At 56.6% G+C, this 946-nt stretch carries 1 protein-coding gene; it reads right to left on the minus strand.

Going from position 1 to position 946, the window contains the following annotated elements:
- On the minus strand, positions 1–869 hold an 869-nt coding region (locus G8760_RS29695; RefSeq protein WP_166356436.1), incomplete at its 3' end, for a right-handed parallel beta-helix repeat-containing protein.
- Positions 870–946 lie beyond the last annotated feature (77 nt).

A 946-nucleotide genomic window follows, 5' to 3' on the forward strand; every position in this document is an offset into this window, starting at 1 on the left:
CGGGCACTGGTCATGAACACCGCACTCGGAAGCTGCCGCGACTCCCCCATGTGATGAGAAACCGTAGCCCGGTCAATCAGAACGGATACCGGCGCCGATGTCTGATCCAGCGCACTCAAGATCACCGACACACCCCGGGTGATATTCCCCTCGAACACACAATCCGTCATCGTAATATTGGATATACGCTCATCCGCGAAATTCGGCTCAAAGTCCACACCCGACTCCGGAAGCGTCCCCTGCGTCTGCGAGAACTGACACCCTTCAACAACCAGCCCATCAACCGAGATCACACTAAGCGCGTTGCGCCGGTTGTTATCACACACCAAATCACGCAACACCACATTCGAGCAATACGCCGACTGATTACTCCGGCCAATATAGACCCCGTCACCCCCAGAGTCCCGCAACACCAAACCCTCAACCGTCACATCCTGAACACCGAGCAGCTTCAACGCCATCCGCCACTCACCGCTCGTATACTGCTTCTTCTGCATCGCAAACGAAGCACCATAACCCGAGATCAGAACATTCCCAGCATCGCGCACAGTCAACAACGAATCATTGCTACCGGGAAAAGAATTCGGCTTCGCCTTCACCATCACACCAGGCTCAACCACAATCGTCACGTCGCCACGGTTAAGGAACAACGGATCGGTCACCCAACCGCCGGGAACCTGATCGATCACCACCGTACTAGCCGTCGAATCAAGAGCAGCCTGAAGAAACTGAGTCGAATCCTGCTGATCATGCCCCAAACTCGACACGAACAGCGCATCCTCCCCATAGGAAACAACCGGAGAAGCACCCACAACCGACCGCCGACCAACCGCACCAGCAGCATCCACCATCAACGCCGCAGCCGGCAACGTCGCAGCCGCACTCCCCAACAACGCCCGACGCGAAATCGTCCTACGAGAAACCACAACAGCCTCCAGACGCACAT

The organism is Phytoactinopolyspora limicola, from assembly GCF_011320225.1.
GTDB classification, from domain to species: Bacteria; Actinomycetota; Actinomycetes; order Jiangellales; family Jiangellaceae; genus Phytoactinopolyspora; species Phytoactinopolyspora limicola.